At 66.6% G+C, this 21,614-nt stretch carries 16 protein-coding genes and 1 pseudogene; 8 read left to right on the top strand and 9 right to left on the bottom strand.

Annotation, left to right across the window (positions count from 1 at the left end; genetic code table 11):
- Both I5M_RS14415 and I5M_RS14420 read right to left on the bottom strand, forming a co-directional pair.
- Window positions 1–744: acyl-CoA dehydrogenase family protein (locus tag I5M_RS14415; protein WP_022722040.1), on the bottom strand; the 744-nt coding region annotated here is incomplete at its 3' end.
- Between the two features lie 105 nt (window positions 745–849).
- Window positions 850–1,230, bottom strand: coding sequence for a nuclear transport factor 2 family protein (locus I5M_RS14420; RefSeq protein ID WP_031336409.1), 381 nt, complete (start codon window positions 1,228–1,230; stop codon window positions 850–852).
- A 255-nt stretch (window positions 1,231–1,485) separates the two neighbouring features.
- On the opposite strand from I5M_RS14420, the gene I5M_RS14425 reads away from it, so the two are divergent.
- The 4 genes from I5M_RS14425 (at window position 1,486) to I5M_RS14440 (ending at window position 7,397) form a co-directional block, all read left to right on the top strand.
- Window positions 1,486–2,034 carry a TetR/AcrR family transcriptional regulator gene (locus tag I5M_RS14425; RefSeq protein WP_022722042.1) on the top strand — a complete coding sequence of 183 codons (549 nt, stop codon included), beginning with the start codon at window positions 1,486–1,488 and terminating at the stop codon, window positions 2,032–2,034.
- Window positions 2,035–2,250: 216 nt separating this feature from the next.
- Window positions 2,251–5,529 (top strand): tetratricopeptide repeat protein, encoded by a 3,279-nt coding sequence (locus I5M_RS14430; protein WP_022722043.1) that lies wholly within the window; start codon window positions 2,251–2,253, stop codon window positions 5,527–5,529.
- A 156-nt stretch (window positions 5,530–5,685) separates the two neighbouring features.
- Window positions 5,686–6,612 carry a sulfite exporter TauE/SafE family protein gene (locus tag I5M_RS14435; RefSeq protein WP_031336411.1) on the top strand — a complete coding sequence of 309 codons (927 nt, stop codon included), beginning with the start codon at window positions 5,686–5,688 and terminating at the stop codon, window positions 6,610–6,612.
- On the top strand, window positions 6,609–7,397 hold the full coding sequence (locus tag I5M_RS14440) for a TIGR02186 family protein (RefSeq protein WP_022722045.1): 789 nt from the start codon (window positions 6,609–6,611) through the stop codon (window positions 7,395–7,397). The genes I5M_RS14435 and I5M_RS14440 overlap by 4 nt, the downstream gene beginning before the upstream one ends.
- A 193-nt stretch (window positions 7,398–7,590) precedes the next feature.
- Here the strand turns inward: I5M_RS14440 and I5M_RS14445 are convergent, their stop codons facing one another.
- From I5M_RS14445 to I5M_RS14455, 3 genes are all read right to left on the bottom strand, one after another.
- Window positions 7,591–8,865 (bottom strand): NRAMP family divalent metal transporter, encoded by a 1,275-nt coding sequence (locus I5M_RS14445; RefSeq protein ID WP_051048760.1) that lies wholly within the window; start codon window positions 8,863–8,865, stop codon window positions 7,591–7,593.
- 186 nt (window positions 8,866–9,051) lie between these two features.
- On the bottom strand, window positions 9,052–9,828 hold the full coding sequence (locus tag I5M_RS14450; RefSeq protein WP_022722047.1) for an MBL fold metallo-hydrolase: 777 nt from the start codon (window positions 9,826–9,828) through the stop codon (window positions 9,052–9,054).
- Window positions 9,825–10,742: a DMT family transporter gene (locus I5M_RS14455; RefSeq protein WP_022722048.1), complete on the bottom strand. Its 918-nt coding sequence runs from the start codon at window positions 10,740–10,742 to the stop codon at window positions 9,825–9,827. Before I5M_RS14455 ends, I5M_RS14450 begins: the two co-directional genes overlap by 4 nt.
- Before the next feature lie 107 nt (window positions 10,743–10,849).
- On the opposite strand from I5M_RS14455, the gene I5M_RS14460 reads away from it, so the two are divergent.
- A complete protein-coding gene (locus I5M_RS14460; protein ID WP_031336414.1) occupies window positions 10,850–11,713 on the top strand; it encodes a LysR family transcriptional regulator in 864 nt (287 codons plus the stop codon).
- Window positions 11,714–11,857: 144 nt separating this feature from the next.
- Here the strand turns inward: I5M_RS14460 and pdeM are convergent, their stop codons facing one another.
- The 3 genes from pdeM to I5M_RS14475 form a co-directional block, all read right to left on the bottom strand.
- Window positions 11,858–12,550 carry a ligase-associated DNA damage response endonuclease PdeM gene (gene pdeM, locus I5M_RS14465; RefSeq protein ID WP_022722050.1) on the bottom strand — a complete coding sequence of 231 codons (693 nt, stop codon included), beginning with the start codon at window positions 12,548–12,550 and terminating at the stop codon, window positions 11,858–11,860.
- A gap of 139 nt (window positions 12,551–12,689) precedes the next feature.
- On the bottom strand, window positions 12,690–15,392 hold the full coding sequence (locus I5M_RS14470) for a ligase-associated DNA damage response DEXH box helicase (protein WP_022722051.1): 2,703 nt from the start codon (window positions 15,390–15,392) through the stop codon (window positions 12,690–12,692).
- 242 nt (window positions 15,393–15,634) lie between these two features.
- Window positions 15,635–16,849, bottom strand: a complete 1,215-nt coding sequence (locus tag I5M_RS14475; protein WP_031336416.1) for an ABC transporter substrate-binding protein — start codon at window positions 16,847–16,849, stop codon at window positions 15,635–15,637.
- Between the two features lie 352 nt (window positions 16,850–17,201).
- Here I5M_RS14475 and I5M_RS14480 point away from each other — a divergent pair, with 352 nt between their 5' ends.
- Entirely contained in the window at window positions 17,202–18,575 is a 1,374-nt protein-coding gene (locus I5M_RS14480) for an outer membrane protein (RefSeq protein ID WP_031336417.1), read from the top strand.
- A gap of 315 nt (window positions 18,576–18,890) precedes the next feature.
- On the opposite strand, the gene I5M_RS14485 is transcribed toward I5M_RS14480, so the two are convergent.
- Window positions 18,891–19,820 carry a class I SAM-dependent methyltransferase gene (locus tag I5M_RS14485; RefSeq protein ID WP_022722054.1) on the bottom strand — a complete coding sequence of 310 codons (930 nt, stop codon included), beginning with the start codon at window positions 19,818–19,820 and terminating at the stop codon, window positions 18,891–18,893.
- Between the two features lie 59 nt (window positions 19,821–19,879).
- Between I5M_RS14485 and I5M_RS14490 the strand changes: the two genes are divergently transcribed.
- Entirely contained in the window at window positions 19,880–20,926 is a 1,047-nt protein-coding gene (locus tag I5M_RS14490) for a ligase-associated DNA damage response exonuclease (RefSeq protein ID WP_022722055.1), read from the top strand.
- Window positions 20,923–21,614, top strand: a pseudogene (locus I5M_RS14495) (ATP-dependent DNA ligase); the annotation flags it as partial. The gene I5M_RS14490 and the pseudogene I5M_RS14495, both read left to right, overlap by 4 nt.

The following is a 21,614-nucleotide window of genomic DNA, read 5'->3' on the forward strand; positions in this document are numbered from 1 at the left end:
GCCGTTACGGGCACCGAGCGAGCCGTCGGCATTGACGATGAACTTCGGTACCACGAACAGCGAGATGCCCTGNATACCAGCCGGCGCACCCTCGATCCGAGCCAGCACCAGATGGATGATGTTGTCGGCCATGTCATGCTCGCCGGCCGAGATGAAGATCTTGGTGCCGGTGATCTTGTAGCTGCCGTCGGCCTGCTTGGCGGCGCGGGTGCGCAAGAGGCCAAGATCGGTGCCGCATTGCGGCTCGGTCAGGTTCATGGTGCCGGTCCATTCGCCGGCGACCATCTTGGGCAAATAGATCTGCTTCTGCTCCGGCGTGCCGTGAACCGTCAGCGCCGCCGCCGCGCCCATCGTCAGGCCCGGATACATCGCGAACGCCATGTTGGCGGAGTTCAGGAATTCCTGCACCGTCTGGGTCAGAGTGATCGGCAGGCCCTGGCCGCCGAATTCCGGCGGCGATGACAGGCCCATCCAGCCGCCCTCGGCGATCTGCTTGTAGGCGTCCTTGAAGCCCTTCGGCGTGGTGACGCTGCCGTCGTCGTGACGGGTGCAGCCTTGCTGATCCCCGACCGTATTGAGCGGGTGCAGCACCTCTTCGCTCAGGCGGGCCGCCTCATTGATGATGGCGTCGCGCACATCCGGCGCCGCGTCGGCGAAGCCAGGGAGATTATTGTAGCGATCGAACGCGAACACGTCGTTCAGCAGGAAGCCGACATCTTCAACAGGGGCCTTGTAGATCGTCATGCGGTTCTCTCGATCGGGATTGGTTTAGCGAAGCGTGTCGTCGGGAAGCATATCGTCAGGAAACGGCCAACGATGGCCGGATCGGTCCGGCTTTGCCGAGGCGTCTTATTGACGCGCGAGCTGCTCTCCCATCAGCCGATGCAGCAGATTGATCGCTTTCAATGGTCTTACCATGACCTTGAAATGCGTAATACAGCCATCCTCGGCGAAGGTGATCATGTCGACGCCATTGATCTTGATGCCGTCGATCTCGGTTTCGAATTCCAGCACGGCGACGGTGTCGTTGCGCCATTCGCCCAGATACTTGAAGCCCGGGCCGCCCAGAACCTTTTCGGCGCTCTTGAGGTATTTGAATGTGAGGTCACGCCCGGCTTGCGGGGTGTGAACCACCGGGCTTTCGAACACCACGTCGGGGTGCAGCAAATTCCACAGCGACGCGGCGTCCTTGGAGCGCATGAACGCGTACCACTTGTCGAGCCCCTTCATCGATGGCCTCCGGATCAGCTGACGTGCGGGTGAAAAAGATAAAATGCTGAGGCGGTGGCGCCCGAACGCAGGGCAAATGAGGGCGCGCCAGTTTGCGGCGCCTGGACCGACATGCCGTGCACGCGTGTTCCTCCCACAGCGACGGCCCCGGCAGCCGCGAAGGCCGCATTCTGATGGACCGTCTCCATACACCTATGAATGTCATGTAACCGCCCCAGTCTGGACGTGTCAATACACTCGTGTATGGTCCCGCCCATGGAATCGGACACCAAGGATCGGCTGACGCGGGCGGACTGGCTGGCGCACGGGCTGCGGACGCTGGCCCGCGAGGGCGCCAATGCGCTCAAGGTCGGCGAACTCGCGGCGGGGCTCGATGTGTCGCGCGGCAGCTTCTACTGGCACTTCCGCGACGCCACCGACTTCCGCCAGCAGTTGCTGCAGCTTTGGCAGGAGCGCGCCACCGACGAAGTGTTTCGCGAAGTCGACACCGCGATCGTCGGGCCGGCCCGGTTGACGCATCTGATGAAGCTGGCCTTCAATGAAGACCGCAGCCTGGACCGGGCGATCCGGGAGCTGGCGGCAACCGATGCCGCCGCCGCCGAGATGGTCGCCGACGTCGATGCCAGGCGGGTCGGGTATCTGGCCAAGCTGCTGATCGAGTCCGGCGTGGAGAGCCGCAGGGCACTCCCACGCGCCGAATTCCTGTACTGGGCCTATATCGGCCAGACTGCCGTCCTCAATCGCGGCCTGACGGTGGTGACCGAAGCCGACGTCGACGACATCAGCGCGCTGTTCACGCGCTGAAGCGCGGACGCGCACGGGCGACACGCGGCAGGGCGGGACACGCCAGAAACAACTTTAACGAGCCGCTTAACAGTTCCTTAACTCGGTATTTACCTAACACGAAAAAATCGGCGCCAGGGGCACACCTCCGGCTTCGGCTGCGCTTGTCTGTACGACGGGACACGAGGGGAGGTTTGCAAAGGCGTAGTCGAGCGCCGAGTTCGAGCGGACAACAGCATGAATCGCGTATCGTGGAGCGTCGACGGATTAGAACCGGCAGCACGCGAACGAGCCGAGGCCGCCGCCAGGCGCGCCGGCCTGTCGCTTGCCGATTGGCTGCGCAGCCAGCAGGGCGAGGCCCCCAGCAGCCGCGCCGCAATGGCCGATCGCGACGCGCACGAAGTCGCCGAGATTCACCAGCGGCTCGACTCCATTGCCCGCCAGATCGAGCAATTGTCCCGACCGGCCGCCAAGGCTGGCGAACCGGTCGTGGCGCGGCAGCTCAACGACGCGATCTCGCGGCTCGATGCGCGACTGGCGCGGATCAGCGAGCCGAAGCCGGCCGCCCCAATGTTCATGCAGACGCCCGAGCCGCCCCCGGCCTCGACCGAACGGGTCGAGCGCGCCGCCGCTCAGGTCTATCACACCTCGCCGCCGCTCGACCCGAGCGCGCTCGACCGCGCCATCGCGGAGATTTCGGCGCGGCAGAGCGAACTCGACTCCCCGCGCGACCGCATGCCGCCGCGGCAGCCGCCGGAGTTCGCTCCGCCGATCGCGCCCGCCATGTCGCCTGCGATGTCCCCCCCGAGGGCGCCGCCGTCCGGGCCGAACTTCTCCACCCTCGAACAGCAGCTGCTCAAGATCACCACCCAGATCGACGCGATGCAGCGGCAAGAGTCGGTCGAGCAATCGATCGCCGCGTTCCGTTCCGACCTCGCCGAGATCCGCCAGACCATCACCGACGCGCTGCCGCGCAAGGCGATCGAGTCGCTGGAAGGCGAGATCAAGTCCCTCGCGCAGCGGCTCGACCAGACTCGCAGCAGCGGCAGCGACGATCAGCTGATCGGCAATATCGAACGCGCGCTCGGCGAAATTCACGATGCGCTGCGGTCGCTGACACCGGCCGAACAGTTGGCCGGCTTCGACGACGCGATCCGCAATCTCGGCGGTAAGATCGACATGATCGTGCGCAACAGCGACGATCCCTCGACCGTGCAGCAGCTCGAAAACGCCATCACGGCGCTGCGCGCCATCGTCTCCAACGTCGCCTCCAACGAAACGCTGGCGCAACTCAGCGACAACGTCCGCGCGCTCGCCGGCAAGATCGATCAGCTGTCGCGCAGCGAGGACCACAGCCTGTCTTTCGCGGCGCTCGAAGATCGCATCTCGGCGCTGACAGCTGCCTTGGAATCTCGCGAACGTCATCCGGCCCCCGCGCCGTCCGAACATCTCGAAGGCGCAGTCCGCGCGCTGTCGGAACGGCTCGACAAGATGCCGGTCGGCAACGACAGCGAGTCGGCTTTCGCGCATCTCGAGCAGCGCGTCGGCTATCTGCTCGAGCGCATGGAAGCCGCCGCCAGCCAGCGCGGCGCCGGCAATTTCGACCGCATCGAAGAAGGCTTGCACGACATCCTGCGCATGCTGGAGCGGCAGCAGGAAAGCTTCAACCGGTTCGACCGCCCGCAGCCGGCGGGCGGCCTCGATCCGGCGTTCGTGGACACCATCAAGCGCGAACTCTCCGACATGCGCTTCAGCCAGTCGGAGACCGATCGCCACACCCAGGACTCGCTCGAGGCCGTGCACAACACGCTCGGCCACGTCGTCGATCGGCTGGCGATGATCGAGGGAGATCTGCGCTCCGCTCGGACTGCACCGCCCCCCGCGCCCGTGATGGCGCCGGCGCCCGAGCCTATGCGGTCGCAGCCTGTCGCCGCAGCGCCGGAGCCACGTCCGGCTCCGCTGCCGCCGCGCCCCGAAATGCCCAATCCCGCCGCGCCCACGTTCGAGGCTGCGCCGCGCGACTTCGCCCCGACGGTGGCGACGCCGAAGGCGATCCACGACATTCTGGCGCCGGCTTCGAACGAGCCGCAGATCGTGCCGGCCCGGCCGGCCATCAAGGCCGATCTGCCGCCCGATCATCCGCTGGAGCCGGGTACGCGTCCGCTCGGGCGGGCCGCAACGCCGTCGGAGCGGATCGCCGCCTCGGAGAACGCGATCAGCGAACTCGGCGCGCCCAGGCCCGAACCGGCCAGCGCCACCAACTTCATCGCCGCCGCACGCCGCGCAGCGCAGGCCGCCGCCGCAGCCACGACATCGGGCGACAAGCCCAAGGGCGAGAAGGTCAAAGCCGACAAGTCAAAGCCGGATGCGACCAAGCCGACCGGCGGCGACGGCAAGCCCGGCTCCGGCTTCAGCTCCAAGATCCGCTCGTTGCTGGTCGGCGCCAGTGTCGTGGTGATCGTGCTCGGCACCTTCAAGATGACGATGGATCTGCTCGACGGCGGCAGCTCGACGCCTGCTCATGTCAGCACGCCGGCACCGCAAGCCTCGCCTTCCGCCGACGATGAAGACGACGACGCGCCACCGCCGGCAGCCACTCCGGCGCCAGCGCCCACCAAATCGGTGGCGCCGTCGATGATGTCGCCGACGCCGGTCGAGCGGCAGTCGCTCGCCGCGCCGGCTCCGGTGTCTCCGATCGCCGCCGCGGCGCCGCCGGCCAACACGACCATCGCCAGCGCTGGTGACGACGTGACCGGCGCGCTGTCGGCACCGCGCATGGTTCCGCCTGCGGCTCCTGTGAAATATGCGACCATCGCGGTCCCCGCCGACGAAAAGCTGCCCGAGGCCATCGGCGGTGCGGCGCTGCGCCAGGCCGCGCTCAAGGGCGACGCCACCGCGGCCTACGAGGTCGCGATGCGCTTCGGCGAAGGCCGCAACGTGCCGGTGAATTTCGAGGAAGCCGCCAAGTGGTACACGCGTGCAGCGCAGGCCGGCGTGATCCCGGCGATCTTCCGGCTCGGGACCCTGAACGAGAAGGGTCTCGGCATGAAGCGCGATACCGACGCGGCGCGACGCTACTACACGCAGGCGGCCGACCGCGGCAGCGCCAAGGCGATGCACAACCTCGCGGTGCTGGAAGCCGACGGCGGTTCGCGCGGCGCGAACTACAAGGCAGCTGCCGACTGGTTCCGTAAGGCTGCCGAACGCGGCGTCGCCGACAGCCAGTTCAACCTCGGCATCCTCTATGCCCGCGGCATCGGCGTCGAACAAAACCTCGCCGAGTCGTACAAGTGGTTCTCTCTGGCCGCCGCCCAGGGCGACGCCGACGCCGGCCGCAAGCGCGACGACCTCGCCAAGCGCCTCGATCCGCAATCGCTCGCCGCCGCCAAGCTGGCGGTGCAGACCTTCACGGTCGAGCCGCAGCCGGAAGAAGCCACGCAGGTGGCGGCGCCCGCCGGCGGATGGGACGCCGCCGCACCCGCCAAGCAGGCTGCGACCAAACGCGCCGCGCGCTAAGCACGTCCGTTCACTAAGTGGACGAAAACCCGCCGTATCGGGCCATCAACGCTCGGTGCGGAGGATTATTTCATCCCGGCGCGGACTGATTTCGGCTATGCAGGTCGGCGGACAATGCCGCCCTCGGCGGCGAAAGAACCCCGAAGCGGACCGCGCGTGCAGCTCTATCTTCCGATCGCCGACATCCCGGTCAATGTTCTGCTGATCCTGGCGATGGGCGCCGCGGTCGGGTTCGTGTCGGGAATGTTCGGCATCGGCGGCGGCTTCCTGATGACGCCGCTCTTGATCTTCGTCGGCATCTCGCCCGCTGTCGCAGTCGCCTCCGTCACCAGCCACATGGCGGCCTCGTCCTTCACCGGCGCGCTATCCTATTGGCGGCGCCGCGCGATCGATCCGATGCTCGCCTTCGTGCTGCTATGCGGCGGCATCGCCGGCACCGGACTCGGCGTCTGGTTTTTCGTGCTGATGCGCTCGGTCGGTCAGCTCGATCTCGTGATCGCCATCTCCTACGTAGTGCTGCTGACCGCCGTCGGCGGACTGATGGTGTACGAGGGTTTTCGCGCCATTCTGCGCACCCGCCGCGGCCAGGTGGCGATGGCGCGGCGCTCCGGCAACCGCAACTGGCTGTACGCGCTGCCGCTGAAGATCCGCTTCAAACGCTCCAAGATCTATCTGTCGGTGATCCCGGTGGTGGCGATCGGCGTCCTGATCGGCTTCATCGGTTCGGTGATGGGCGTCGGCGGCGGCTTCATCCTGGTGCCGATGCTGATTTATCTGCTGCGGGTGCCGACCGCGACCGTGGTCGGAACCTCCGCTGTTCTGACGCTGGTGACGATGCTGGTCGCCACCGTGCTGCACGCCGCCACCAGCCATCTGGTCGACGCTGTGCTGGCGCTGCTGTTGATGATCGGCGGCGTCACCGGCGCGCAGTTCGGCGCCCGCGCCGGCCAACGCATCGCCGGCGAGCAATTGCGGCTGCTGCTCGGCCTGTTGGTGCTGGCAGTCGGAATCCGCTTCGCCATCGAGCTCGGCATTCGCCCGGCGGAATTGTTCACCATCCGCGAAGTCGGGCCGTCGACATGAGCGGCGCAGCGCCACGGCTTCTATTGACGGCGCTGCTGTTCGTGCTGGCGCTGCCGCTCGGCGGCGCGCGGGCGGAAAAGCTGATCGTCTCGGTGTCCAACGCTCGCATCACCGTGACGCCGAACTATGCGGGCGGCGAGCTGGTGTTGTTCGGCTCGATCGAGCGCGACAACCCGGCGCCGACCGACGCCGCCCGCTACGATCTGGTGGTGACCGTGACCGGCCCACGCGCCGACATGGTGACGCGTCGCAAGGAACGTCGCTTCGGCATCTGGATCAACGCCGACTCGCGCGAATTCCTGATGGTGCCGATCTATCTGGCGGTGTTTTCGAACCGGCCGATCGACAGCATCGCGCCGATCGACGTGCGGCGCCGCCAGCAGCTCGGCATCTCACACGTGCTGCTGACCCAGCGCATCGGCACCGACTACGCGGATGTCGTTTCCGACGATCAGTTTCGCAGCGCCTTCGTCCGACTGCGCACCGAGCGCGGCCTGTATCACGAGGACGCCGCGGCGGTGAAATTCCTGACGCCGACGCTGTTCCGCACCGGCATTCCCCTGCCGGCGCAGGTGCCGATCGGCAGCTACGATGTGCAGATCAAGCTGTTCTCGGGCGGCGAACTCCTCACCGAGACCGAGACCTCGTTCGAAATCGCCAAGATCGGCTTCGAACAATTCGTCGCCGATGCGGCTCGGCAGCACGGGCTGATTTACGGCGTCCTCACCGCCCTGATGGCGCTGATGTCGGGCTGGATGGCGTCGATCGTGTTCAGGCGGGATTGAGAACCTCTCCCTGCCCCGTCATTCCGGGGCGCGCGCAGAGCGCGCGAACCCGGAATCCCGATGTGGCGGGCACCCGCGACGCGTCCTCGCGCAATAACTTCGAGATTCCGGGTTCGCGCCTGCGGCGCGCCCCGGAATGACCTGCTTGTGGTCGACCGACAGCGCGTCCCGGAATGGCCCGTCCTGAGAACTGCTAAAATAGATACCCGACGCCCATTGCCACGACGCTGATCGCCATCGCGGCGGTCGACAGCCAGCCGAGCCAATGCAGCGGGCCGCGGACGACGAAGCGTTTCATGACATGCTTGCTCCGCGCCATCAGCATCAGCAGCACCATCACCGGCACCGCCAGGACGCCGTTGATGACCGCGCTCCAATACAGGGCCGAGATCGGATCGATCGGGGCGAAGTTCAACGCAACGCCGAGCGCCCCGGCGAGCGCCAGCACGCCATAGAACGCCGCCGCTTCCTTCGGCTTGCGCGCCAGACCCACCGGCCAGCGCCGGCCTTCGCCGACCGCATAGGCCGTCGAGCCGGCCAGCACCGGGATTGCGAGAAGCCCGGTGCCGACGATGCCCAGCGCGAAGATCGCTTCGGCGAAGCGGCCGGCGATCGGCTCCAGCGCCGCGGCGGCTTCGGCCGAGGTGTTGAGATCGGTCTTGCCGACGGCGTGCAGAGTTGCAGCAGCGGTCGTCATGATCGCCAGCGCAATCAGATTGGAGAAGGCCATGCCGATGATCGTGTCGGCGCGGATGCGCTGGAATTCCAGCGGGGCATCGCGCGGCGAGCGGATCAGCGGCTTCTTGTCGGGATCGATGCGCTCTTCCTCGGCCTCCTGCGAGGCCTGCCAGAAGAACAGATAGGGCGAGATCGTAGTCCCGAGGATCGCCACGATGGTGGTGATGTAGTCGCTGCTGAAGGTGAGATGCGGGATGAACACGCCGCTGAGTGCCGCGCCCCAGTTCACCTTGGCGACCGCCAGCGCGCCCACATAGGCGAACAGGCACAGCGTCAGCCATTTCAGCACCGAGACGTAGCGCTTGTAGTCGAAGAAGATCTGCGCCACCACCGAGATCACACCGAAGCCGACCACGTAAAGCAGTGCGTGGCCGCCGATCAGCAGCTTGGTGGCGTCGCCCATCGCGGCGAGGTCGGCGGCGATGTTGATCGTGTTGGCGATGAACAGCATCGCCACGATCACATTGAGCAGCCGGCCGGAGTAATGGCGACAGACATTGCCGGCGATGCCGTGGCCGGTGACGCGACCGACACGCCCGGAGATTTCCTGGATCGCCGCCATCAGCGGAAAGGTCAGCAGCATGGTCCAGCCGATGCCGTAACCGAGCTGCGCCCCGGCCTGGCTGTAGGTCCCGATGCCGGACGGATCATCGTCGGAGGCCCCGGTGATCAGGCCGGGACCGAGGGTCTTGAGGAAACCGCCGATTCGGAAGGTTTCGAGACGCTGCATGGTCCCGACCGTGTCTTCGGGCGCCGCGAGCGGCGAATGCGGAGCTTGTGTATCGCGCTCGAGATGGGGGCTCACGATCGGTCGCGACTCCGCTGGCTCATTGCCGGACAATAAGTAACCGTCAATGACTCGGCTTGTTCCCGGCCCCGAACGGCCATGCAGGACTAATCGCCGCCGCGGCTTGGATCAAGTGTTGCTTGCGATCTCAGTGGCGACGCCGGGCGCGAGCATTGTCAGGCGCGAACCGATGCCGAGCGTGTCGAAGCTGCCGCGCAGATCCTCCTGGTTCTGGCTGAAATGAGCCCAACCCTCGGCATGCAGCGGCACGATGGCCGCACTGGCGAAAGCGCGCGCGGTCTCGATCACGTCGTTGACGTCCATGGTGAGATGAAACGGTCCTCGCGTCTGCGCGGCGCCCGCAAACGGCAGCACCACGCCGACATCGAACCGCCGCGCCACCTCGGCGACGCCGTCGTACCAAACCGTGTCACCGGTGACGTAGATCGGCCGAAAGGCATCCGAGGGCGAGCTGAGCACGAAGCCGATGACGTCGCCGGACAACGGCTCGATGCCGGCCGGCCCGTGCCGCGCCGGCGTCGCGGTGACGCGCAGGACACGGCCAGCGGAGTTGGTGAGATCTATTGTCTGCCAAGGCGCCAGGCCTTCGGCGTGACCACCGATCCGCGCCGCCCCGACGACCGTCGTCAGCACCCGCGCTGCACGGGGCAGAAACGCGCGGCCGGCGTGGTCGAGATTGTCGGCGTGCTGATCGTGGCTGAGCAGCACGGCGTCGACCGCCCCGATTGCATCGGCACCGAGCGCCGGGCTGACCAGCTTCTGCAGCGTGACGTGGGGTAGCTGATAATCGCCCGGCGGGTCGAAGGTCGGATCGGTGAGCAGCCGGAAGCCGTCGATTTCGATCAGCGCCGTCGGGCCGCCGATCAGGGCGATGCGCGGATTCATGGTGTCCTCCTTGGCGCCGCAGGGCGCGTGACCAGATAGATGCCGAGAGCGACCGGGACGATGCCGATCAGGTCGCGCGGCGCGAGATGCTCGCCGAGCACCAGCCACGCGAACAGCATGCCGAGCGGCGGCATCACGAAATGCCAGGCGCTGGCCGCAGTCGCGCCGGAGCTGCTGAGGATCTGAAACCACAAGAGATAAGCCAGGATCGAACCGCCGAGCACGAGATAGGCGAACGACGCGATCAGCCGCGGGTTCGCCACGATGTCGGCGGGATTGGCCAGCAGCAGCGCGAACGGGATCAGCACGATGCCGGCAGCGAGGTTCTGGATGCCGTTGCCGACCAAAAGACTGCCCTTCGGCTTCAGCAGCTTGAACAGCACGGTGCCGCCGACGATCGAGGCTAGCGAAGCGAGCGTGAACAGGATGCCGTGCACGGCGTCGCTGCCGATCGAAATCCGGTACCAGACGATGAAAGCGACGCCGCCGACCCCGAGAATCAGGCCTGCGACCTTGCGCCAGCTCAGCGCTTCGCCCAGCCATAGCGCCGACAGCACCGCGGTGAACACCGGATTGGCGCTGACGATCAGCGTGCCGAGGCCGGCCGACACCGTCTGTAGCCCCGTATAGCCGAGGCCGAGATACAGCGCGTTGTTAGCGACGCCGATCAGCGCGAACGACGCGAGGTCACGCCAGCTCAGCGCCCAGCGCTCGCGGCGCAGCGCCACGATGCCGAAGATCAAAACGCCGGCCAGCAAGAACCGCGCCGCCAGCAGGATCAGCGGCGGACAATCGGTGACGGCGATCTTGCCGGCGATGAAGGCGAAGCTCCACAGCACGCAGAACACGGCGATCTGGATCGGCAACCAGTTGAAGCGGGGATGTGGTGCGGCGATCGGCTGAACGAGGGACATCGGGGGTGGCTCCTGTCGGGTCCCAGATGTAGGCCGCCAGATTGTCATTTGAAAATTAAATGATACGATCCTCGTCAGTGGATTTTCAAATGCCAGAGGCGCCGGCGATGCTCGATCTCGAATTGTTGCGCAGCTTCGTTTCGGTGGTGGACGCCGGCGGCTTCACTCGCGCCGGCGAGCGGGTGCACCGGACGCAATCGACGGTCAGCCAGCAGATCAAGCGGCTGGAAGACGATCTCGGCCAGCAACTCCTCAACCGCAACGGCAAGGAGGTCGCACCGACTGAAGCCGGCGAGCGGCTGCTGTCCTACGCACGGCGGCTGCTGGCGCTGGCCGAAGAGGCGCGCGACGTGGTGGCGCGACCGAGCCAGGACGGCGCTATCCGGCTCGGTATTCCGGAAGATTTCGCCGCCTATCGGCTGCCGCGGCTGCTCGGCAGTTTCTCGCGTGCGCGGCCGGGCCTGCGGCTCGACGTCCGTGCCGATCAGAGCCTCAACCTCAAGCGCGATCTCGAACGCGGCGATCTCGACCTCGCGCTGCTCAAACGCGATGCCGGCGGCAAGAATGCGATCGCGGTGTGGCCGGAGCGGGTGTACTGGGTCAACAGCAAGAACCATCCCTGCAACGCCAGGGCCGACAGCGTGCCGCTGATCTTCTTCCCCGGCGGCTGCCTGTATCGCACCCGCGCGATCCACGCGATCGAAGCCGCCGGACGGCGCTGGCACATGTCTTATACGAGTTCGAGCCTCGCCGGCATTCAGGCCGCGGTCGCCGCCGGGCTGGGCCTGTCGCTGCTATCGGAAATGTCGATCCAATCCGATCATCGCAAGCTGACCGCGCGCGACGGCTTTCCACCAATCGACCGCACGGAGCTCGCGCTGGTCGCCAGCCCCGACGCCAGCCCGGCCACGCTGCGCCTCGCCGACAAGCTCGCCGAATTCTGCGACGAGGTGCAGGCCAAAGCGGCGTAGTTCAAGCCCCGTCATTCCGGGGCGCCGCGCGGCGGCGAACCCGGAATCCCGAAGTTGTAGCGCACGCAGAGATTCCGGGTTCGCTCACTTCGTGAGCGCCCCGGAATGACTCGTGGAGAGGTGAGTGCGGCGCCAGTCAGGCGCTCAGCAGCACCGCGACGCAGCGATGGCATGCAGACGGTGATCGCCGAGGACGTGGGCGATCAGAGCGTCGAGGCGGAACAACCGGGCGAAAGCCGCGTCGCGGATGTTGAGCCCGCCGGCGTAGGAGCCGAACGCCGGCATCACCACGCGCATCCCGTCGCCGGCGAAACAGCGGCGTTCGACGCCGCGGCCGCGGCGGCTGACGCGCGCCTTCGGGTGCAGGTGCCCGGCGATCTCGCCACGCGCACCGGTCGGCTCGTGACGGAAGGTGATCGGCCCGATCGCGACTTCGTCGGCAACGCTGCCGCCGAGATTGGACGGCAGCGCCGGATCGTGATTGCCGGCAATCCAGATCCAGTCGCGCCGCGTCTGCAAGGCGACGAGGATGTCGCGATTGGTCTCCGACAGGCGATCATGCGCGTCGCGATCGTGGAAACTGTCGCCGAGCGCGATCACCGTCTTCGGATCGAACCGGGTGATCACTGCCCCGAGCCGTCCCAGCGTCGCCACCGTGTCGTAAGGCGGCAGCAGCACGCCGCGCATCGCGAAGCTCGAGCCTTTTTCGAGATGCAGATCGGACACGACCAGCAGGCGCTCGTCTTCCCAATACAGCGCGCCCGCCAGATCGGCGACGAACGTCGCACCGGCGATGGTGACGATGCAGTCGTTGATCGGGAGTGGATCGGCAAACATTGTCGTCATGGCCGGGCTTGTCCCGGCCATCCACGATGAGCTCGGGGGAATGCTGTATTCGTGGATGCCCGGGACGAGCCCGGGCATGACGGATAGTTCTGTGCGCGGAGTGATGGGTTTCGCTGACGCTCAACCCATCCTACGAATCCCGACCTTCCATCGCCTCGCGCACCAGTTCGTCGGCGGCCTCGGCGAGCAGTTCGTCGGAGGCCTCGCCGTACACGGGTTCGCGGCCGATTTCCAGCATCACCGGCACGGCGAGCGGCGAAACCCGGTCGAGTTCCTTGTGGACGATTCGGCCTCTGATTCGCGCCAGCATATCACCAACCCGACGCAGATCGAGCAGGCCAGTGGCGGCGTCGGCGCGGGCGGCGCGCAGCAGCACGTGGTCGGGCTGATGCTTGTTGAGCACGTCGTAAACCAGATCGGTCGAGAACAGCACCTGGCGTTTGGTCTTCTCTTCGCCGGCGAAGCGACGCGCGATCAGGCCGGAGATGATGGCGCAGTAACGGAACGTGCGCTTCATCAGCGCGGATTCGGCGAGCCAGGCTTCGAGATCGTCGCCGAGCATGTCGGGATCGAACAGCGCGTCGAGATCGAGCCGGCCGTGGCGGATCATATGCGACAGGTCGCCCAGCCCCCACACCGCCAGGGCGTATTCGTTGGCGACGAAGCCGAGCGGCCGCGCGCGGGCACGCTCCAGCCGCCGCGTCAGCAGCATGCCGAGCGTCTGATGCGCCAGCCGGCCCTCGAAAGGGTAGCAAACAAGATAGTATTTATTGGCGCGCGGAAACGTCTCGACCACCAGTTCGCGCTTGGCCGGAACCCTCGAGGCGTGGCTCTGCAACGACAGCCACTCACGTACCTGATCGGGCAGCGCCCTCCAGCTTTTCGGCTCGGCTAACAGACCGCGGACGCGCTCCGCCAGATAAGTCGACAACGGGAACTTGCCGCCGAGATATGACGGCACCCGCGCGTCCTTGTCGTGCGCGCGCGACACATACACCTGATCCTCGACCAGCGCCTCGTAGCGCACCACCTCGCCGCCGAACACGAAGGTGTCGCCGAGCGTCAGGCCCTCGATGAAGCCTTCCTCGATCTGGCCCAGCATCTTGCCGCCGCGCGCGATGGCGCCGGTCGAGCCCGACTTGGCGCCGCGCGAGGCCCGCACCAGTTTGACCTTCAGCATCGCCTCTTCGACGATGGTGCCGACATTGAGCCGGTAGCTCTGCCGCACGCGCGGATTGGCGACGCGCCATTTGCCCTGCTTGTCCTGCTTGATGCGGGCGAAGCGCTCGTAGCTCTTCAGCGCGTAGCCGCCGGTGGCGACGAAATCCAGCGTGTCGTCGAAATCGGCACGGCTGAGATCGGCGTAAGGCGCGGCGCTGCGGACTTCCGCATAGAGATCGTCGGCAAAGAACGGCTCGCCGCAGGCGCGGCCGAGGATGTGCTGCGCCAGCACGTCGAGCGCGCCCTTGCGCTGCGGCGGCGTGTCCTGCGCATTCTCCGCCACCGCATCGATCGCGGCGACGCATTCGAGCACTTCGAAGCGGTTGGACGGCACCAGCACGGCGCGCGAGGCCTCGTCGATGCGGTGATTGGCGCGGCCGATGCGTTGCATCAGCCGCGACGAGCCTTTCGGCGCGCCGACATTGACGACGAGATTGACGTCGCCCCAGTCGACGCCGAGATCGAGCGACGAGGTACACACCACGGCGCGCAGCCGGCCCGCCGCCATCGCATCCTCGACCTTGCGGCGCTGGCCGACATCGAGCGAGCCGTGATGCAGCGCGATGGCGAGATTGTCGTCGTTCATCCGCCACAGCTCCTGGAACAGCATCTCGGCCTGGCTGCGGGTGTTGACGAAAACCAGCGTGGTCTTGTTGGCCTTGATGAGATCGTAGATCTCGGCCAGCGCGTGGCGCGCGGAGTGGCCAGCCCAGGGCAGCCGCTCTTTGGTATCCAGCATCTCGACGATCGGCGGCGCGGCGCCGCCGGCGATGACGATGTCGGCTGAGAGGGCGTGGCCATCGGGCTGCGGCACCAGGAACCGCGCGAGTTCGTCCGGATCGGCCACCGTCGCCGACAGGCCGATCGCGCGCACCTGCGGCGCGAGCCGCCACAGCCGCGCCAGATCGAGCGACAACAGATCGCCGCGCTTGGAGGTGACCAGCGCGTGCAGCTCGTCGAGCACGATGCGCTTCAGCGAGCCGAACAGATACGGGCCGTCGTCCGAGGCGAGCAGCAGCGCGAGCTGTTCGGGCGTCGTCAGCAGAATGTCGGGCGGATATTTGCGCTGCCGGGCGCGGCGCGACACCGGCGTGTCGCCGGTGCGGGTCTCGACCCGGATCGGCAGCTTCATCTGCGCGATCGGCGCTTCGAGATTGCGGGCGATATCGACGGCGAGTGCTTTCAGCGGCGAGATGTAGAGGGTGTGCAGACCGCGGCTCGGCGGCCCCCGTCCTTCTCCCCGCGCGCGGGGAGAAGGTGGCGCGGCAAGCGCAGCTTGCAGCGCCGGATGAGGGGGCGCCTCGGCAGATCGCGCCGCTTGTTCGAGCAGAGACTCATCAGCCCCCTCACCCGACTTGCCGGCTGCGCCGACAAGTCGACCTCTCCCCGCAGGCGGGGAGAGGTTGGAAGACAGCTCCACCAACGACGGCAAAAAGCCCGCCAGCGTCTTGCCGGCGCCGGTCGGGGCGATCAGCAGCGCCGAGCGGTTCGCACGGGCCTTGTCCAACAGCGCGAGCTGATGATCACGCGGCGCCCATCCGCGCGCGGCGAACCAGCGCTGGAACCGTTCAGGCAGAAGATCGAGGGAAAGCTCAGGCTCGGCGATGCTCACGCCGGCAAGGTAGGCATTGGGACGGCGGAGGTCGAGGTCGCCGCAACGTCTTGCCGAGCGCTGAGGCGTTTTTGAGCCGAGATCCCCCTCCCCGTCATTGCGAGGAGCGAAGCGACGAAGCAATCCAGCTCAATACAGAGAGCTGGATTGCTTCGCCTTCGGCTCGCAATGACGGAGAGAAGACGTCGGATGATCATCAACACCGCGGCGGTGGCCGCCGCGGTGTTGATACTAATGGCCGATCACTCCGTCACCGGCTTGTCCGAGATGTCCCAATCCTTGCCGTTGAACTGCATCGTGTAGAGCGTCTTGATCGAGGTGTAGTCGGTGGGCGTGTAGGAGTAGCTGACGCCGTTGAGCATGTGCGGGGCATGGAAGCCGCCCAGCATCGAGGCCTGCTTGATGACGTTGGCGTGGGTCAGGTCGTCGCCGCAGCGGCGCAGGATTTCGGCCATCGCGGCGGCCTGGCCATAGCCGGCGAAGGCGATGGAGTTGTCGGCCGCGACGTTCGGCAGATACTTCTTGCGCAGCTCGTCGAAGGCTTTGACGTCGGGATCGTCGGCGTATTTGGCCGAGCCGATGTCCTTGGCGTAGGAGATCGCCACGATGCCCTTGGCATTGTCGAGGCCGGCGGCTTCGAGAATCGAACGCCCGGTCGAGCCGGCGGACAACAGCTGCAGCGGCTTCCAGCCGAGTTCGACGACCTTGCGGATCGACTGCGACGTCGCCTTGCCGGTGGTGATGTTATAGAACACATCGGCGCCGGACTTCGACAGATTGATCAGCTGCGAGTCGATGGTCGGCTCGGTCAGATCATAGCTGGCCTCGGCCACCACCTTGGCTTTGCCGCCGGCATCTTCCAGCACCTTCTTGAACGGCCCCAGGAAGTCGCGGCCGAAATCGTCGTTCTGGTACAGGATGGCGATTTTGGCGTCGGGCTTCACGCTGAGCACGTATTTGGCGAGGATCCGCGCTTCGGTCGGATACAGCGGCAGGCCGGCCATCGTGTATTTGTATTCTTTGGGGTTGTTCCACTTCGAGGCGCCGGTGTTGAGCAGCAGCTGCGGCACCTGCTTGGAGTTCAGGTATTTGTGCACGGCGGTCTGCGGCGCGGTGCCGAGCGAGCCGTACAGCGCCAGCACCTCGTCCTGCTCGACCAGCCGCCGCGTCGCCTCGACCGCCTTGGGGGCGCTGTAGGCGTCGTCGAGGGTGATGAACTTGACCTTGCGACCGTTGATGCCGCCCTTCTCGTTGAGCTGCTGGAAATAGGCTTCGCCGACGCGGCCGAGCACGCCATAGAGAGAGCCTGGGCCGGAATGCGGCACGGTCTGGCCGATCTTGATCTCGGTGTCGCTGGCGCCCGGATCGTATTTCTTGTCCGCCGCAACGGCGACCGCGGCCGACAGCAGCACGCCGGCCATAGCGGCCGAAAACGCAAACTGGTTGCGCGAATTCATCATGGGTATCCTCCCTGAAAGGCCGGTTTGGCTGGCGCCCCCGGCTTTTTGTTCGCCGCGGCGTGTTAGCCGTCGGCTTCGGGACATCCTGTTGAAACCGACGGTGCTTCGCAAGCTGGTCCCGAGCGAATCAGTGGCGGATTTGCCGCTCTCCGGACTATCCGGACGATTTTGCCAGCGACCGGTCGCCGCAGCGGCTTGCGCGGGTTCCCGCCAGGCCCGTTAAGGCTCTGGCAATCATAGGATTCTCGGCACGATTGGTTGCCGAATATTGCTCAGTGTGGCGCACCGGGTACAGACCGGATTCACCTGGGCAGGTAAGATCGAGTTTCAATTTGCAAGGTGCTTATCCATGACAAGATCGATCGCCCGAGCGGCTTTGCTCGGCTCCGCGCTCAGCATTTTCGGCTTCAGCGCCCAGGCTGCCGACCTCGCCGTCAAGGCTCCCTATCTCAAGGCGCCGGTGGCGGCGATCTATGATTGGACGGGCTTTTACATCGGCGCGAACGTCGGCGTCGGCCTCGGTCGCACCCTGGCGAATCACTCCTATCCGGCGGGCGGCACCGCCAACAGCACCTATCTGGAACCCTCGGGCGCCATCGGTGGCGGCCAGATCGGCTACAACTGGCAGACCAACTCGATCCTCGGTCCGTTGCTGCTCGGCGTCGAAGCCGACATCCAGGGCAGCGGCATGAGCGACGACCGCACCCGGCTGAACAGCCTCACCGGCCCGGTCGGCTACTCGCAGAAGCTCGACTGGTTCAGCACCGTGCGCGGCCGCATCGGCGTGGTGCGCGGCCCGGTGGTCAGCTACTTCACCGGCGGTTTCGCTGCCGGCAACGTCAAGACCACAGTCACCGAAACCGGCCTGGTGCCGTTCAACTTCAGCCGCACCCAGTCGGGCTGGACCATCGGCTCCGGCGTCGAAGCCGCGCTGTGGGGCAACTGGACCGGCAAGATCGAGTATCTGTATCTCGATCTCGGCAACCGCACCGACACGTTCGGCGCGCAGTCGCTGCGCACCGAGACCCGCGAAAACATCTTCCGCGCCGGCCTGAACTATCGCTTCGGCGGCCCGAACGTGAATTACGTCGCGACGCCGGTGGCGAACTGGTCGGGTCTCTATCTCGGCGGCAACTTCGGCGGCTCGTCCGCTGCGCGCAAGCGCACCACCGCGACGCTGGGTGCCAACACCGACACCTTCAACCTGGCGCCTGACGGTTGGCTGGGCGGCGGCCAGATCGGTTACAACTTCCAGGCCGGCAGCTGGGTGATCGGTGCCGAAGCCGACTTCCAGGGCACGACCCTGAAGGACGACCACACCACCGTTCTGCTGACGCAGGCTCGCTACAACGAGAAGATGCCGTGGTTCGGCACGGTGCGCGGCCGGGTCGGTTACGGTCTTGGCTCTACGCTGTTCTACGGCACTGCCGGTTACGCCTATGGCAGCGTCAAGACCAACATCGTGACGCCGACCAGCAACGACACCTTCACCCGCAACCGCAGCGGCTGGACCGCGGGCGGCGGCATCGAGACCCCGTTCACGCTGCTCGGCCTGCTCGGCCCGAACTGGACGTCGAAGACCGAGTACCTCTACGTCGACCTCGGCCGCTCGACCGACGTGTTCGCCGGCGGCACCGGCGTCAACACCACGCGGACCTCGGAGCACATCCTGCGCACCGGCATCAACTATCACTTCAACCAGCCGGTCGTGGCAAAGTACTGATCGCCGAAATTCTTCGCGCATCTACAGCGCTGCTGACTACGAAACCCCGGCCTCACGGCCGGGGTTTTTGTTTGTGGCGATTGGGCTCAGGCTCTGCCAGCGATGTTCGAATGGCCCGCGCAGCAAGCACGGCGCAACCTCTCCCGCCTGCGGGAGAGGTCGGTCCGGCGTAGCGCAGCGGAGCCGGGACGGGTGAGGGCACTCCTCTCCGCGATTCGCTGACTCACTACTCGTGTCGCCCTCACCCCAACCCTCTCCCGCAAGCGGGAGAGGGAGCTCGCTGCGATCGTGGAGAGGAGTTGAACTTGTAGGCGCTCAAGACTTGGTGGCCACGACCACGAGGCCGGGCAGTGGCCGGTCGTGCTCGTTGCGGGCTGAGGCGTTGTCGAGCAACGCGACGGACAGCCCGACGTCAGCGATCTCGCCTTTCAGATAAGCCCCCGATTGCGCGAAGCGCAGCCCCTCCGTCAGAACCACACCGTCGCCGTCATGCGTCTCAGCCGTGAAGGCGAACAGGCTGCCCGGCATTAGCACGCGAGCTACTTCGCGCAGCATTGGACCGACATCCCGCATGTAGACCAGGACGTCGGCGGCGAGGATCAGATTGGCGCTCGCTGGCGGCTCGCCCGCGAGGCCTGCAACCAAATCGGTAACGACGAGCCGTGTATAAAGGCGAGTGGCGCGGCAGCGTTCGATCATTTGCGCCGACAGATCGAAGCCGATGATCTCGTCCACGATCGGCGCGAAGGCACGGCCGGCGAGGCCGGTGCCGCAGCCGAGATCGAGCGCACGGGCGAACCGCGCCGGCCGGCCGAGTGTGCGCGCGGCATCTTGGATGGCCTCGAGCAATAGCGCCGGACCGCGATAGCCGAGGTCTCCGACCAGCGATTTCTCGAAGCGCGGGGCATATTGATCGAACAGCGCTCCGACATAGGCTGGACTCATCGGATCGAGGTCGGCAGCGCCGAGCCGGCTCAGCCGCAGGCGGGCGCCATGGCGATCCTGCGGATCGGCGGCGCGCGCATGTTGATAGGCCGCGATAGCACCGGCGCGGTCGCCGAGCTGATCTTCGCGGATCTCGCCGAGCGTGAACCACGCCGAAGCAAAGCCGGACTCGAGTTCGACGGCCTGCTCCAGCAGTTCGGCCGCAGCCGCCGAATCGCCGCGCAGCAACAGATCGCGCGCGAAGTCGTAGCGCCGATCGGCGAGGACGTTTCCGGAGGTGAGGAACAGGCGCGTCGGCATCGACGGAACCGGGACGGGCGGCGACTCGTTTGGCATGACAGGGGGCCTATATAACCAACATGCGTCCGCACGACATCCTGATCCCGACCGCGTCCGGCCTGTGTTGCAAGCCCGGCGGTTTTCACATCGATCCGGTGCAGCCGGTTGACCGCGCCGTCATCACGCACGGCCATTCCGACCACGCCCGCCCGGGCCACGGCGCCGTGCTGGCGACGCAGGAAACCCTCGACATGATGCGGCTGCGCTACGGCGACAACTTCGCCGGATCGACGCAGGCGATTCGTTACGGCGAAGAGATCACGCTCGGTAAGGTCCGGGTGAAGTTTCATCCGGCCGGCCACGTGCTCGGCTCGGCCCAGGTCGCGGTGAGCTGCGGCGGCATCTGCATCGTCGCCTCCGGCGACTACAAGGATGCGCCCGACCCGACCTGCACGCCGTTCGAGATCGTGCCCTGCGACGTGTTCATCACCGAGGCGACATTCGGCCTGCCGGTGTTCCGCCATCCCGACGCCGCCGGCGAGGTCGGCAAGCTGCTCGATTCGCTGAGGCTGTTTCCCGAACGCGCGCATCTGGTCGGCGCCTACTCGCTCGGCAAGGCGCAGCGGGTGATCGCGCTGATCCGCGAGTCCGGCTACGACGCCCCGATCTATCTGCACGGCGCGATGGACAAGATCACCTACTACTATCGGGACCGCGGCGTGCCGCTCGGCGAGCTGCGCCCGGTGAAAGGCGTCAAGAAAGCCAAGCTCGCCGGCACCATCACGCTGGCGCCGCCGTCGGCGACCTCCGATCTGTGGACACGGCGTTTTCCCGATCCGCTCACTGCGTTCGCCTCGGGCTGGATGCGGGTGCGCGCTCGCGCGCGCCAGCGCGGCGTCGAGCTGCCGCTGGTGATCTCCGACCACGCCGACTGGGACGGGCTAACGGCGACGATCGCGGCGACCGGCGCGGGTGAAGTCTGGGTCACGCACGGCCAGGAAGACGCGCTGGTGCATTGGTGCCAGAGCAAGGGACTCGCGGCGCGGCCGCTCGATCTGGTGGGCTACGGCGACGAGGACGAAGACGTCGGCATGCCGGCGGCCGAGAGCGAGGCCGCCGAGGCATGAACCGCTTCGCCGAACTGCTCGACCGCCTCGCCTACGAGCCCGGCCGCAACAACAAGCTGCGGCTGATCACCAATTACTTCCGCGAGGTCGAAGACCCCGATCGCGGCTACGCGCTGGCGGCGCTGACCGGCGCGCTGTCGTTCCGCCACGCCAAGCCGGCAGTCATTCGCGCGCTGATCGCCGAACGGACTGATCCGGTGCTGTTCGGCCTATCCTATGACTATGTCGGCGATCTGTCGGAGACGGTCGCGCTGATGTGGCCGCTACCGCGAGCGGTGCGCCACTCCCTTGCCACAGGCACGGCTCCCTCCCCTCCCCCTTGCGGGGAGGGGTCGGGGGTGGGGGTCCACAACGGGACGCCATCCTTGGAGCGCCCTCACCCCAACCCTCTCCCGCAAGCGGGAGAGGGGGCACGTCCCGCGCGTGGCGACGATATCGCTTCAGAACTAAGCGCCGGCCACAACAATCCCCCTCCGCCATCGCTGACCGAGATCGTCACCACCCTTCACAGCCTCGGCAAGGCCGAGCTGCCGGCTCAGCTCGCACGCTGGCTCGATGAGCTGGACGAGACCGGGCGCTGGGCGCTGCTGAAGCTGGTCACCGGCTCGCTACGCATCGGCGTCTCGGCGCGGCTCGCCAAGACGGCCGCCGCCGCGCTCGGCGACAAGGACCCGCACGACTCGAGCTG

Origin of the sequence: Rhodopseudomonas sp. B29 (assembly GCF_000333455.1) — a bacterium.
GTDB lineage: Bacteria > Pseudomonadota > Alphaproteobacteria > Rhizobiales > Xanthobacteraceae > Rhodopseudomonas.